General features: G+C 77.8%; 11 protein-coding genes. 6 read left to right on the top strand and 5 right to left on the bottom strand.

Going from position 1 to position 13240, the window contains the following annotated elements; translation table 11 throughout:
• Positions 1-48 precede the first annotated feature (48 nt).
• Complete coding sequence (locus ACGBYP_RS10995) at positions 49-1044, bottom strand: Acg family FMN-binding oxidoreductase (protein WP_411583951.1); 996 nt, start codon at positions 1042-1044, stop codon at positions 49-51.
• Entirely contained in the window at positions 1041-4298 is a 3258-nt protein-coding gene (locus tag ACGBYP_RS10990; RefSeq protein WP_411583949.1) for an HAD-IC family P-type ATPase, read from the bottom strand. The genes ACGBYP_RS10995 and ACGBYP_RS10990 overlap by 4 nt, the downstream gene beginning before the upstream one ends.
• A 130-nt stretch (positions 4299-4428) precedes the next feature.
• Between ACGBYP_RS10990 and ACGBYP_RS10985 the strand changes: the two genes are divergently transcribed.
• Complete coding sequence (locus tag ACGBYP_RS10985) at positions 4429-5307, top strand: universal stress protein (protein ID WP_411583947.1); 879 nt, start codon at positions 4429-4431, stop codon at positions 5305-5307.
• Between the two features lie 6 nt (positions 5308-5313).
• Here the strand turns inward: ACGBYP_RS10985 and ACGBYP_RS10980 are convergent, their stop codons facing one another.
• Positions 5314-6483 carry a hypothetical protein gene (locus tag ACGBYP_RS10980; protein ID WP_411583945.1) on the bottom strand — a complete coding sequence of 390 codons (1170 nt, stop codon included), beginning with the start codon at positions 6481-6483 and terminating at the stop codon, positions 5314-5316.
• Between the two features lie 216 nt (positions 6484-6699).
• Here ACGBYP_RS10980 and ACGBYP_RS10975 point away from each other — a divergent pair, with 216 nt between their 5' ends.
• The 3 genes from ACGBYP_RS10975 (at position 6700) to ACGBYP_RS10965 (ending at position 9286) form a co-directional block, all read left to right on the top strand.
• Complete coding sequence (locus ACGBYP_RS10975; RefSeq protein ID WP_411583943.1) at positions 6700-7791, top strand: Acg family FMN-binding oxidoreductase; 1092 nt, start codon at positions 6700-6702, stop codon at positions 7789-7791.
• Positions 7782-8654, top strand: a complete 873-nt coding sequence (locus tag ACGBYP_RS10970; RefSeq protein ID WP_411583941.1) for a universal stress protein — start codon at positions 7782-7784, stop codon at positions 8652-8654. The genes ACGBYP_RS10975 and ACGBYP_RS10970 overlap by 10 nt, the downstream gene beginning before the upstream one ends.
• Before the next feature lie 65 nt (positions 8655-8719).
• On the top strand, positions 8720-9286 hold the full coding sequence (locus tag ACGBYP_RS10965) for a flavodoxin domain-containing protein (RefSeq protein ID WP_411583939.1): 567 nt from the start codon (positions 8720-8722) through the stop codon (positions 9284-9286).
• 41 nt (positions 9287-9327) lie between these two features.
• On the opposite strand, the gene ACGBYP_RS10960 is transcribed toward ACGBYP_RS10965, so the two are convergent.
• The gene (locus tag ACGBYP_RS10960) at positions 9328-9792 is read right to left on the bottom strand and encodes a universal stress protein (protein ID WP_411583937.1); all 465 of its coding nucleotides are present in this window, start codon (positions 9790-9792) and stop codon (positions 9328-9330) included.
• 313 nt (positions 9793-10105) lie between these two features.
• On the opposite strand from ACGBYP_RS10960, the gene ACGBYP_RS10955 reads away from it, so the two are divergent.
• Both ACGBYP_RS10955 and ACGBYP_RS10950 read left to right on the top strand, forming a co-directional pair.
• Positions 10106-10552, top strand: coding sequence for a pyridoxamine 5'-phosphate oxidase family protein (locus ACGBYP_RS10955; RefSeq protein ID WP_411583935.1), 447 nt, complete (start codon positions 10106-10108; stop codon positions 10550-10552).
• Between the two features lie 101 nt (positions 10553-10653).
• Positions 10654-12393 carry a GAF domain-containing sensor histidine kinase gene (locus ACGBYP_RS10950; RefSeq protein ID WP_411583933.1) on the top strand — a complete coding sequence of 580 codons (1740 nt, stop codon included), beginning with the start codon at positions 10654-10656 and terminating at the stop codon, positions 12391-12393.
• Positions 12394-12428: 35 nt separating this feature from the next.
• On the opposite strand, the gene ACGBYP_RS10945 is transcribed toward ACGBYP_RS10950, so the two are convergent.
• The gene (locus ACGBYP_RS10945; protein WP_411583931.1) at positions 12429-13109 is read right to left on the bottom strand and encodes a response regulator; all 681 of its coding nucleotides are present in this window, start codon (positions 13107-13109) and stop codon (positions 12429-12431) included.
• Positions 13110-13240: the final 131 nt, after the last annotated feature.

The following is a 13240-nucleotide window of genomic DNA, read 5'->3' as shown; positions in this document are numbered from 1 at the left end:
CGGGCCGCAGGAGATCCTGCGGCCCGCCCCTCCCGTCTGCGCGCCCGGTCAGTCGGCCGTGGTCAGCACCTCGGCCACCGGACGACGGCCGGTCGTCGTCGCGGGCGTCGACGGCCAGCCCAGGCGCAGCATCATCTGCGGGTGGCCGACGAGCGAGAGCTCGGCCGTCAGCCGGGCCCGGGTCGCCGGCCAGTCCAGCGCCTGGGTCATCGGGGAGGCCGCGAGCCCGGCCGCGGTCAGCCGCAGCAGCACCCGCCCCAGCACGCGGCCGGCCTGCACCCAGGCCGTCCGGTCGTCGCGCATCGTCCCCAGCAGGAGCACCGCCGGCCGTTCCACGACCGGCGGCGGGGCGTCGTCGGCCACCGGTGCAGCGGCGTGCGCCGTCCGCCGGCCCACCAGGAAGTCACGGACCAGCCAGTTCGACGGCCGGGCGGCCGGGTCGTCGACCGGGACGGCGTCCACCGGGATCCCGTCGGCGGACTCGGGGTCGGTGCGCAGCCAGGCCTCCAGCTCGGCCCGGTAGGCGGGATCGCTCGCCTCGGCCTGCTCCGCCCGCTCGAGCAGCAGGACGCTCACCAGCTCGGCGTCGTCCCGGCTGACGTCGGCCACCCAGACGCCGAGCCCGCCGGCGTCCGCCTGCAGCTGTTCCAGCAGGTCGGTGGGGACGTCCCGGGCCAGGAAGGGCGCCCGGGTGGTGTGCCGGGCACCGATCGCCGCGGCGAGCACCCGCTCGTCGTCGTCGCCCGGGCGGTCCCCGAGGACCCGGACGGTGGCCAGGTGGTCGGGGTCGTCCTGCGCGCCCGCGTCGACCGCCACGTCGTGGCCCCGGGACCGCAGCGCCAGCACGGCGAACTCCACGGCGACACCGCAGCTGATCACCTGCTGGCGGTGCGTGGGGTCCAGGACCGGCAGCGACCGCTGGGGGTCGAAGCGCACCTCCAGCCGGTCGCCCACCGCGGTGAACCGCCAGGGCTGGGTGTTGTGGATCGACGGCGCACGGGTGGCCGCCTGCACCACCTCGTCCCAGTCGAGCGTCCTGGTCACTGTTCCTCGTCGTCCCGACATCGGGCGAGCTCCTCCGCTCTCGCCTCGCGGACTCCCCGCGAGGGTGGTTCGGGATCCGGGGCCGGGCGGCGTCCCGGTCGTCGCTGGGCCACGGCGACCGCGCAGGCCGGCAGCAGGGCGGGCACGGCCGCAGCCGCCAGCTCAGCGGCCGACAGGGGCACGGTCCCGAGCAGGTCGCGCAGCGCGGGCAGGTGCAGCGCCGCCAGCAGCAGGACCGCGTTCCCGGCCACCGCGACCGGCACCCACACCGCCCTCGGCCGCGCCCGCCAGGCCCCCGGCGGGCGGAGCGCGAGCGCGAGCGCCAGCTGCCCGGTGGCCAGGGCGACGAACAGCTGCGTCTGCCAGGGGCCCTGCCCGCTGCGCGACACCACCGCCACCGCGAGGGACACCGCGGCCAGCCCCGCGCCGGTGGCGGCGACCTGGCGGACGAGGGCGCGGTCCAGCACCCCGGACGACGGGGCGCGCGGAGGCCGGGAGAGCACGTCCGGCGCGGCCGGCTCGGTGCCCATGGCCACCCCGACGGGCCCGTGGGTCAGCAGGTTGACCCACAGCACCTGCGCCGGCAGCAGCGGCAGCGCGAGACCGGCGAAGGGCCCCAGCAGCATGACCAGCACCTCGGCGAGGCCGCCGGCCAGCCCGTACCCGACGAACCGGCGGACGTCGTCGAACACCCGGCGGCCCTCGCCGACGGCGGCGGTCACCGTGGCCAGGCTGTCGTCGGCCAGGACGAGGTCGGCGGCCTCCTTGGCCACCTCGGTGCCCCGGCGTCCCATGGCGACGCCGATGTCCGCGGCGCGCAGGGCGGGTGCGTCGTTGACCCCGTCGCCGGTCATGGCCACGACGTGCCCGGCGGCCTGCCAGCCGGTGACGTGGCGCAGCTTGCCCTCGGGCTCCACCCGCGCCAGGACGCTGTCGGCGACGGGGTGGGCGGCGTCGACGATCCCCACCTGCCGGGCGACCGCCTCGGCGGTGCCGGCGTGGTCGCCGGTCACCAGCACCGGCCGGATCCCGGCCCGGTGGCAGGACCGCACCGCCGCGGCGGCCTCGGGACGGACCGGGTCGGCGAGGCCGAGCAGGCCCAGCAGCCGGCCGTCCTGCGCGACCGCCAGCACGCGCCGCCCGGCCAGCGACCAGGCCCCGGCGACGGCGGCGGCCCCGGGGTGTCCACCGACGGCCGGGAGCACCGCCTCCGGTGCGCCCTTGACCACCACGGTCGTCGCTCCTCCGGGCAGCCGGTGCACGGTGGTCATCCGGCGGCTGACGGCGTCGAAGGGCTCCTCGTGGACCCGCGGGCGGGCGGCCCGGACGGCGGCCACGTCGACCCCGGCGGCCAGCGCCGCCCGGACCAGCGCCGTCTCGGTGTCGGCGGTGCCGGCGGTTCCCTCGGCGCCCCCGCCGGTCGGGTCGCCGTCGTTGCAGAGGGCGGCTGCGGTCACCAGGGCGCAGGCCGTGGGAGGGAGCGCGCCGGGGTCGGTCGGGAGGTCACCGTCCACCGGCGTCCAGACCCGGTCGACACGCATCGCCCCCGCGGTCAGGGTCCCGGTCTTGTCGGTGGCCAGGAGCGTGACCGAGCCCAGCGTCTCCACCGCCGGCAGCGAGCGGACCACGGCGCCACGCCGGCTCATCCGGGCGGCCCCGCCCGCGAGGGCGAGCGTGACCACGGCGGGCAGCGACTCGGGCACGGCGGCCACGGCGAGCGCCACCCCGGCCACGACCGTGGTCTCCCACGGCTGGCCCCGGACCAGCCCGGAGAGCACGAAGAGCACGCAGACCCCGGCCACGCCGAGGGAGATCTGCCGGCCCAGCCGCGCCAGGCGGCGCTGCAGGGGTGTCGGTGGGGACGGCCGCTCGTGCACCAGCGCCGCCAGCTGCCCGACCGCGCTGTCGGCGCCGGTGGCCACGACCACGGCCAGTCCACGGCCGCGCATCACCACGCTGCCGGCGTGGACCATCCCCGGCCGGTCCCCCACCCGGCCGTCCCGCGGCGAGCGGGCCCGCGCCTCGCGGTCCACCGGCAGCGCCTCCCCGGTGAGCAGCGACTCGTCCACCTGCAGGGCGCTGGTCTGCAGCAGCCGGGCGTCGGCGCCCACCACGTCCCCGGCGGCCAGCCGCAGCACGTCCCCGCGCACGAGCTCCCGGGTGGGCACCCAGACGTCGCGACCGTCGCGGAGCACGCGCGCCAGGGGGGCGACCAGCGTGCCCAGCGCCTGCACCGCGCGGATCGCCCGTCGCTCCTGCACGACCCCGAGCGTGGTGTTGACCACGACCACCAGGCCGATCACGCCGCAGTCGACGAGGTCACCGGTGACCGCGGTCAGCACGCCGGCGGCGAGCAGGACCAGGACCATCGGGTCGCGCAGCTGGGTGAGCACCGACCCGGCCAGGGAGACCGGTCGCCGGGTCCGCACCTCGTTGGGTCCCTCGGCGGCCAGCCGGTCCGCCGCCGTCCGCGCGTCCAGGCCGACGGCCGGGTCGACGTGCAGGTCCGCGGCCACCTGCGGTGCCGGGAGCTCCCAGGGGCGGGCCGTCCCGGCGGGCACCGGCCCCGCCGTCCCCCGGGTCGCCGGCCGACGGAGCAGGCGCACCAGGCCGGCCCCGGTGACGGCAGCCATCGCCACCGCCATCAGCAGGCCGGCGCAGGCACCGATGCCGGCCACCAGCCAGACCGGCTGCCCGGGCTGCCACAGCGGCGTGGCCACGGCCGTGAACAGGGCCAGCCCGGCCAGCCAGCCCAGCGCGGTCCAGCCCACCCAGGCTCCTGCGCCCGGCACGTGCCGGCGGAGCACCGTCCACTGGGCGGCGCCGACGGACAGGAGCAGGACGACGCCGGCCGGGGCCAGGACGGTCAGCTGGACCGGCAGCGCGAGATCGGAGAAGCGGCTGCCGAGCGTGCTGGGGGCCATGCCGATCGCCCAGGCGAGGGCGGCCGCGGCCGCGGTCCGCACCGTCCAGTCCCGGGTGCTCCATCCCGGCACCTCGCGGCGGAGCACGCGGCCCTGCGCCCAGCCGAGCACGCTCCCCTCCACCGCGCCGGCCAGCACCAGGACCAGCAGACCGGGGACGCCGGAGAGCGCGTCGCCCATCGCCGCGGCGACCCCGGCGGGGACGGCGAAGCCGGCCACCTCACCGGCGGTCGTGACCCCCACCCACCGCCGCCACAGTCCCCCGCCGCCCCGGCGGCGCCGGTCGGCAGGGGCGCCGACCGGGCGGAGCGGAGCCGTTCCGATGGCCACCAGCACAGCCTGCGGACACCCGCCCCGCCACCCCAGGGCAGGAGGTCCCGACAGGCGGGTCCCCAGGGCCCTGCACCACCGGGTCGGGAGCCGGTGGGCCCGGGGGGCGCGGCGCGGCAGCGTCGTGGTCGTGGAGACCCCGATCGGCCAGCAGCAGGACGCCCGACCCGTCGTCGTCGGCGTGGACGGGTCGCGGACCGCCCGCGCGGCCGTGCGCTCCGCCGCGCGGGAGGCGCACGCCCGGGGCACCGCGCTGGACGTCGTGCTGGCCTTCCCCTGGCGGGAGGGCGACGACGTGCCGGCACCTCCGGGCCTCGACGGGCGGGCGGTCCTCCACCTGGCCGCCGGGCTCGTGGTGGAGGAGATGGCCGCGGCCGCGCGGCGCGACTGCCCCGGCCTCCCGGTGACCCACCGCATCGTGGCCGGGCGACCGGTCGACGTCCTGACCGAGGAGAGCCGGCAGGCGCAGCTGGTCTGCGTCGGGACGCACGGGACCGGCACCCTGGGCGACCTGGTCCTGGGCTCCACGACCGCCGCGCTCGTCGGCCGGGCGCACTGCCCCGTCCTCGCCGTCCCGGAGACCACCGTGCGGACCCGGGAACGCACCGGCGTGGTGGTCGGCCTCGACGGGTCGGCCGCCGACCGGGACCTGGCGGCGTTCGCCCTGGCGGCGGCCGCCGCCCGTGGGTGCGACCTGGTGGCCGTCCGGGCGTGGCGGCGCGACCTGCCGCACCCGGGCGCGGACGAGCAGGCCGCCCAGCGGCGCGCGGAGACCGGCGTCGAGGACACCCTGACCGCCGTGCGGGAGCACCACCCCGCCGTCCGGGTGCACGCGATCGTCGAGCCGGCGACGGCGGCCCGGCTGCTGGTGGGGGCCTCCCTCACCGCCGAGCTCGTCGTCGTGGGGCACCGGCACCACCCGCTGAGCCGGCTGGGCTCGGTCACCCACGCGCTCCTGCACCAGGCCGGCTGCCCGGTCGCCGTCGTCCCGGTGTCCGGCCACGGCTGAGCGACCTCACGCGCGGGGGTGGCCGGACCGCGCAGCCGACGGGGCCGGCGTCGCCAGCACGGTGCGGGCCAGCCGGTCCATCACCGCCTCCTCGTCCACCGGCTCGACCAGGACCCGCAGCCCGGTCGCCGCCAGCCGGTCGCTCGGCGGCCCCGGCCGGCCGGCGGCGCCGGGCCGCAGGGGCAGGAGCCGCGCGCAGACCCGCTCCCGCACCTCGGCCGACCCGGTACCGATCCCGCCGGTGAACACGAGGGCGTCCCAGCGGTCGAGCGTGCTCACCGCGGCCGCCACCGCCATGGCGACGTCCCGGACGAGGACCCGCAGCGCCAGGTCGGCCGACGGGTCGTCCGAGGCCAGCAGCTCGCGGACGTCGGTGCGTCCCCCGGACAGGCCCGCCACCCCCGACTCGGTGTCCAGCACGTGCCGCACCGCGTCGACGTCCCCGGCGAAGGCGTCCACGAGCTGCAGCACGACCTCGGGGTCGAGGTCACCGCTGCGGGTCAGCGACGGGACGCCCCCGGTCGGGCTGACCGCCATGGTGGTGTGCCGGGAGACCCCGTCGGCGACGGCGGTGACGCTGCACCCGCTGCCCAGGTGGGCGACCACCGCGGACCCCAGGTCGGGCACCTGGTCGACCACGCTCTGCACGGCCAGCCCGTGGAACCCCCAGCGCCGCAGCCCGACCGCACCGGCGGCCGCGGGGAGCGGCAGGGCCACCGCCTCGTCGGGCAGCCCCTGGTGGAAGCCGCTGTCCGGGCAGAGGACGACCCGGGCGTCGGGCCAGCACCCGCGTGCCTGCTCGACGACCTCGAGCTGGCGGGGCAGGTGCAGCGGAGCCCGGCGGCGCTCCGACCGCAGCCGGGTCAGCAGGTCCTCGTCCGCGACGGTCGGGCGCACCAGGAGGCTGCTGCCCAGCACGATCCGGTGCACCACCACAGCCGGCTCCAGGCCGGCCGCGGCGAGCGCTCCGGCCACCTCGGGCAGCACCGCCCGCCACCCGTCCGGGAGCGGGGACCGCAGCGGTGGGGCGCCGGGGCGCTGCACCGTCAGCTCGCCGCCGGTCGCCGACAGCCCCGCCGCATGGGCGCGGACCCGCACCGCCGGGTCGCGCACCGCGGCCTTCAGCGAGGACGAGCCCACGTTCAGCGCGAGCACCACGGCGGAGCTGGGTCCCACGGTCGTTCCTCCTCGACGGTCCCCGCAGCCGCCCGGTCGGGGGCGCGGTGGTGAGGTCGAGCGTCGGTCCCCCGCCCGTCGGACAGCAGTGCCGAAAGCCCCGTCGGACCCGACGACGCCCCGCGGGCCCTTGGTCCTCCGCGAACAGGTCGGGGGACCTCGCGCCGGAGGCCGCCGGACGCCGACGCTGGGGACACCGACCGGACGGAGGTCCCGATGACGACCCGGACGACCGACCCGCGCCCCGCCCCCGGGCACGCCGCGGACGAGGCGAGCTGGCCGGGCATGTGCCTCGACGAGCGCATGCAGGCCCTCGAGGACGCCGCCGACGCCGCCATGCTCGCTCCCTCGGTGCACGGCAGCCAGCCCTGGACCGTCGTCCTGCACCGGGACCGGCTCGAGCTGCGCGCCGACCGCGCCCGGCAGCTGCGAACGGTCGACCCCGACGGCCGGGAGCTGGTGCAGAGCCTGGGAGCCGCGCTGTTCAACACCCGGGTGGCGCTGGCTGCCCGGGGCTGGGCGGTGACCGTCGACCGGTTCCCCGACGCCGGCGCCACCGACCTGGTCGCGACCGTCCGTCCGGTGCCCGGCGCGCCCGAGGCGCACCTGCCCCTGCTCGCCGACGCCCTCCACCAGCGGCACACCCACCGCACCGGCTTCCTGCCCGAGGAGGTCCCCGAGGAGCTGCTGCAGCACCTGACGGCCGCGGTCGCCGCCGAGGACTGCGACCTCGTGGCAGTCGTCTCCCCCGCGCACCGGCGGCTGCTCGCCCGGTTGACCCTGGAGGCCGACGCCGTGCAGAACGGCGACCCGGCCCACCGGGCCGACATCCGCCGGTGGCGACCGGCCCGCCCGGGTCCGGCGCCGGCCGGGACGACCGGTGACCGGCGGACGGTCGACAGCGACTCCGGCGAGGACCGGACGTTCGTGCTGCTCACCTCGGCGGCGGACACGCCCCTGGCGTGGCTCCGGTCCGGTGAGGCGCTCGAACGGCTGCTGCTGGAGCTCACCCGGCTGGGCTGGGCGGCCAGCCCGCTGACCCAGGCCCTGGAGGTGCCGCTGACCAGGGCGCACGTGCGGGCCGCGCTGACCTGGGGGGCGTTCCCGCAGATGCTGCTCCGGATCGGTTTCGCCGAATCGCCCCGCGCCGCCGCCCGCCGGCACCGGGACGAGGTGGTACGCAACAGCGGCCGGCAGGAGGGCGCGCGGGCGGCAGCGACCTCCGTCCGGCTGACGCGCGCCGGGGTCCGTGACCAGGTGGCCCTCCGTCCCCGCTCGGACGGACGGGGAGGGACGACGTGGCTGTGACCGGCCGCTTCCCGCCCGTCGTCGTCGGCGTGGACGGCTCGCCCGCGGCCGACGCCGCCGCCCACGAGGCCGCGGACGAGGCCCACCGCCGGCTGCTGCCGCTCCGCCTGGTGCACGCCTTCGACTGGCCGGCGGCTCCCGGTACCGGCCCGGCGCCCGGGCGCGCGGCGGCCCGACGGGCGGCGTCGGCACACCTGTGGTCCGTGCAGGAGGCCGTGCTGGCCGAGCACCCGGGGACGCCCGTCTCCGCCGCCGTCGTCGACGGTCGCGCGGCGGAGGTCCTGCTCGCCGAGGCGGCCGGGGCGGAGCTGCTCGTCCTCGGCGCGCACGGCACGGGCCCCCTCGCCGGGGTGCTCGGTCCGGTGCGGGCGGCGGTGGTCCGCGGGTGCCCGTGCCCGGTGCTGTCCGCTGCCGCCCGGCGACCCGGTCCCGGTCCGCGGGGGCCCGTGGTCGCGGCGCTCGGCGGCGACCAGCGGCACGACTCCCGGTTGCTCGCCGCCGCGGTCCTCGAGGCCGGCACCTGCGGGACGGGGCTGACCGTGGTCGACCTGCGCCACGACCCGGCGGGCGGCGAGGAGCCCGACCCACGGCTGGCCGCCCTGGTCGGCCAGCTGCGGCAGACGGCGCCCGGGGTCCCCGTGTACCTGACGCGCAGCGGCGGCCCCGCCCTGTCGGGGTCCCCGACGGCCGGCGACGCGGCGCTGCTCGTGGTGGGACGGGGGCGGCCGGACCAGCCGCTCGACGCCACCGTCCGGGCGGCGCTGGGCCAGGCCGAGGTGCCGGTCCTGGTCGTGCCGTCCGCCCCGGTGGATCGCGGCCGCAGCCGGGTGCGGGCCCTGGCCGCCGCGGCGCACGGACGCTGACGGCGATCCCGCAACACACCCGACCGGCGACACCGATCCCGACAGGACCCCGAGGAGGACCGGCGATGGACGGACGCATCCCGCGCGTGCTGGTGACCGTGGCGAGCAGGCACGGTGCCACGGAGGAGATGGCGAGGGCACTGGCCGACTGCCTGGTGGAGTCGGCGGCAGGCAGGCAGCACGGGCTGTCCGCGGTGGCGGTCCCCGTGGAGCGGCGTCCCGACCCGGCGCGGTTCGACGCCGTCGTGCTGGGCAGCGGCGTGTACGCCGGGCGCTGGCTGGAGCCGGCCCGGCACTACGCCGCCGAGCACGTCGCGGCGCTGCGGGGACGCCCGGTGTGGTTGCTCAGCAGCGGGCCGATCGGTGACCCGCCGTTCCCGCCGGACGAACCGCACGACGCCGGGCCCATCGGTGCCTCGATCCGTGCCCGCGGGCACCGGGTGTTCCCCGGCCGGCTGGACAAGAAGCTGCTGAGCATCGGGGAACGGGCACTGGTCACGGCCATGCGCGCTCCGGTCGGCGACTCCCGGGACTGGGTGGCGTTGCGCGCCTGGGCCGAGGAGATCGCGGAGCAGGTCGTCGTCGGCGCGGCAGGTCGTCCGCCGTCACCTGCCGCCCCGCTGCCGTCGTGAGGGCCCCGGCACGCAGCGGTCGTGCCGTCCGTGCCGGGGCCTCACGACCCGGCCGGCCCCCGGCGGTGGCCGGAGCGGACGACGGTCACCGGGCACGGTGCGTGCCGCACGACCTGGTCGCTCACCGAGCCCAGCAGCAGACCGGCGAAGCCCCCGTGGCCGCGGGAGCCGACGACCAGCAGGTCCGCGCGGGCGGCCGAGGCCAGGAGGCGGCGGACCGGGGACCCGTACGCCACGTGGCAGGTCACGGCCTGCTCCTCCCCCAGGCCCGCTGCGCGGACCGAGGCGGTGAGCTCCTCGTGCACGGCGGCCTCGTAGTCGTGCAGCGGCGGGACGTAGCCCGGCTCCCAGGTCCTCGGCCGCGGGGCGCTGAGCAGGTCCCAGACGCGCAGCACGTGCAGGTCGTAGCCGGCCCGCGCGGCCAGTGCGGCGGCCCAGCGGACGGCCTCCTGGCTGCAGGCCGACCCGTCCGTCCCGACGAGCACCCCACCGGGCACGTCCGCCACGCGGCACACCTTGTCCACGAACGACTCGCCGTCCATCGTCGGTACCCCGCTCCTGCGCCCTGTCTGCCGCGGCCGGACGACCGCAGCCCCAGGTTCGCCGCTGCGCCCGCGGCCGGGCAGGGACGAAGGGCCTCCCGTCGCGGGTCCTCGGTCGCGGTCGGCCCGGCGCCCGGGCCGCCGAGGTCGGGTCGGTCGGGTCCTGGGTCCGCGCCCCCGGGACCAACGGCACCGGTCCGCTGCACCGGGCAGCGGGCAGGCTGGACGACACCGCGCCCGCGACCGGTCGGCGGTGCACGAGCGAGTGGAGGACGACGTGGACGAGCTCGACGAAGGACGCGAGGTGGAGGTGCTGGACCGGGCCGCCTGCCTCACCCTGCTGGGCACCGCCGCCCTCGGCAGGATCGCCTTCACCGAGGGTGCGCTGCCCGCCGTCCAGCCGGTCACCTTCGCGCTGGGGGACGGGGAGCTCTACATCCCCACCCACGCCGGGAGCAAGGTCGCTGCGGCCAGCCGGGGCGCCGTCGTCGCGTTCGAGGTGGACGACGTCGACCCGCTGGCCCGCACGGGCTGGAACGTCACCGTGGTCGGTCCGTCCCGGCTCATCGTCGACAGCGACGACGTCGCCCGGCTCGACGCCATGGGCGTGCGCCCCTGGGCCCGGTCCGGCGCCGGCCACTGCTACATCGGCGTCAGGACCCAGCTCGTCCAGGGACGCCGCATCGCGAGCGGGGCAGCCTCCTCCGCGGTCCTCAGCGCGTGAGGCGGACCTCGCCGTCCGCCCCGTCCACCCCGGCGCCCCGGAGGGGGGAGGGCGCGCTGAGCCACTGGTCGGGGACCGGTGCCCGCTGCCAGGATGACGGGATGACGACGGGAGCTGTCCCAGTGGTCCCCCGCGGCGGCGACCACGAGTCGCCGTTGGCGGCCATGCGGCTCACCGAGCTGCTCGACGAGGTCCAGGACCGGCTCTCCACCGTGGCCCGGACGCAGGCCCGGGTGCAGGACCTCCTCGACGCCTTCCTCGCCGTGTCCGCCGGCCTGGACCTGGACGCGACGCTGCGCCAGATCGTCGAGGCGGCCGCGGGCCTGGTCGACGCGCAGTACGGCGCGCTGGGGGTCCTGCGTCCCACCGGCGGCCTGGGGGCGTTCATCACCGTCGGCATCGACGACGAGCAGCGGGCTGCCATGGGCCACCTCCCGGAGGGCAAGGGGGTCCTCAGGCAGCTGATCACCGATCCCCACCCGCTGCGGATCATCGACCTCGGGACCCATCCCGCCTCGGTCGGCCTGCCGCCGGGCCACCCCCCGATGCGCACGTTCCTGGGCGTCCCGGTCCTGGTGCGCGGCGTGGTCTTCGGCAACCTCTACATGACGGAGAAGCACGGCGGCGGGCAGTTCACCGCCGAGGACGAGGCCGTGCTGGTCGCGCTCGCCGGCGCGGCCGGGGTCGCCATCGACAACGCCCGCCTCTACGAGGAGGGCGAGGTCCGCCGCCGGTGGCTGACCGCCGTGGGCGACGTCCGGTCCACCCTGCTGGCGGGGTTGCCGCCGGAGGAGGCCCTCGGTCTCGTGGTGCGCAGCGTCACCGAGCTGACCGACGCGGACGGCGCCTGGCTGCTGTCCGGCCCGGACCCCGCCGACGGCACCTACCAGGTGCAGGCCCAGTTCGGCAGCGGCCTCGTGGACATCACCGGACAGCAGCTCCGACCGGAGGACGCCCCCGCCCTGCGCGCGGTCGTCGAGGCCGGCGCGGTGGCCACCCTGGACATGACGGGGCTGCCGTACGACGGCCCCAACGCCCACGTCGGCTGGGGCCAGGCCATCGGCGTGCCGCTGCGCAGCACCGACGCCCAGGCCGCGGTGGTCATCGCCGCCCGGCACGGCGGGCGACCCGCCTTCGACGCCCGCGTCGGACCGCTGGTCACCGAGTTCGCCGACCAGGTGGCCCTGGCGCTGGACATGGCGGCGCGCCAGCAGGTCGCCCGGCGGCTGGACGTGTACGCCGACCGCGACCGCATCGCCCGGGACCTGCACGACCACGTCATCCAGCGGCTCTTCGCCGCCGGCCTGAGCCTGCAGGCGGCGGCGACCCGCGTCCGCGACGACGCCGTCCAGCAGCGGCTGCGCCAGGTGGTCGACCAGCTCGACGAGACCGTGCGGGACATCCGCACCACCATCTTCGACCTGCACACCACCGACGGCGGCGACCACGCCGACAGCCTGCGCCGGCGGGTGCTGGACGTCGTCACCGAGACCGCGGGTGACGACCTCCAGTCGACGGTGCGCATGTCCGGTGCCGTCGACAGCCTGGTGGCCGGGGACCTCGCGGTCGACGTGGTGGCCGTGGTCCGCGAGGGCGTGAGCAACGCCGCCCGGCACTCCGGGGCCGCCCACGTCACGGTGACGCTGGACGTGGCCGACGAGGTGGTGGTGGAGATCCGGGACGACGGTCGCGGCATCGACCCGACGGTGGCGCGCAGCGGGCTGCGGAACATGACCGAGCGGGCAGTCCGGTGGGGAGGCTCCTCGTCGGTGCGGCGACTCGAGGAGGGCGGCACCCTGCTGCGCTGGCACGCCCCCGTCCCCGTGCGGCGCCCCGGCTGACCGCCGGGGACCCGCCGGCCTGACGGTGCGGCCCGTCAGCTCCGCGCGGTGACGGGCCCGGTGCCGCGCAGCTCGGTCGCGAGGATCGCCGCCTGGGTCCGGCGCTCCAGCCCCAGCTTGGCGAGGAGGTGGGAGACGTAGTTTTTGATCGTCTTCTCCGCCAGGAACATCCGCTCGCCGATCTGCCGGTTCGTCAGCCCCTCGCCGATGAGCTCGAGCACCGTGCGCTCCTGCTCGCTCAGCTTGGCCAGCGGCCCGGTGGGCTCGGTCGCCCGGCGCATCCGGTCGAGCACCGCCGCCGTGGCCGTCGGGTCCAGGAGCGAACCCCCGCCCGCCACCGTCCGGACCGCGCTCACCAGGTCCTGGCCGAGGATCTGCTTGAGCAGGTACCCCGACGCACCGGCCATGATCGCCTCGAACAGCGCCTCGTCGTCGCTGTAGCTGGTCAGCATGATCACCTTCAGCTCCGGCATCTTGGACCGCAGCTCCCGGCAGACCGAGACGCCGTCGCCGTCGGGCAGCCGGACGTCCAGGACGGCGACGTCCGGCCGCAGGGCCGGCACCCGGGCGAGCGCCTCGGCGGCGTTCTTGGCCTCGCCGGCGACGGTGATGCCCGGATCGGTCTCGAGCACGTCCGCCACACCCCGGCGCACGATCTCGTGGTCGTCCATGAGGAACACCCGGATCGGCGTCGCCTGGTCGTCGGTGCTGGTCACCGGTCACCTCTCCCTCGGCCGCGTCCGGCGCAGCCACGTCCGCGGGCAGCCGTCGGGCTCCCCGGCGTCGAGGGTAGGTGCCCGTTCCCGGTGCGCGGTCAGGGTCGAAGGTCCCGGCCTCGGGCGGACGG

The organism is Modestobacter sp. SSW1-42, assembly GCF_046635825.1.
Classification (GTDB): Bacteria; Actinomycetota; Actinomycetes; order Mycobacteriales; family Geodermatophilaceae; genus Modestobacter.
Note: the sequence above shows the minus strand (reverse complement) of the source record. Positions and strands in the feature narration are given on the sequence as shown.

Coding starts and splice junctions, on each gene's coding strand:
- ACGBYP_RS10975 (WP_411583943.1), top strand. CDS start 6,700: ATGACGACCCGGACGACCGACCCGCGCCCCGCCCCCGGGCACGCCGCG.
- ACGBYP_RS10965 (WP_411583939.1), top strand. CDS start 8,720: ATGGACGGACGCATCCCGCGCGTGCTGGTGACCGTGGCGAGCAGGCAC.
- ACGBYP_RS10950 (WP_411583933.1), top strand. CDS start 10,654: ATGACGACGGGAGCTGTCCCAGTGGTCCCCCGCGGCGGCGACCACGAG.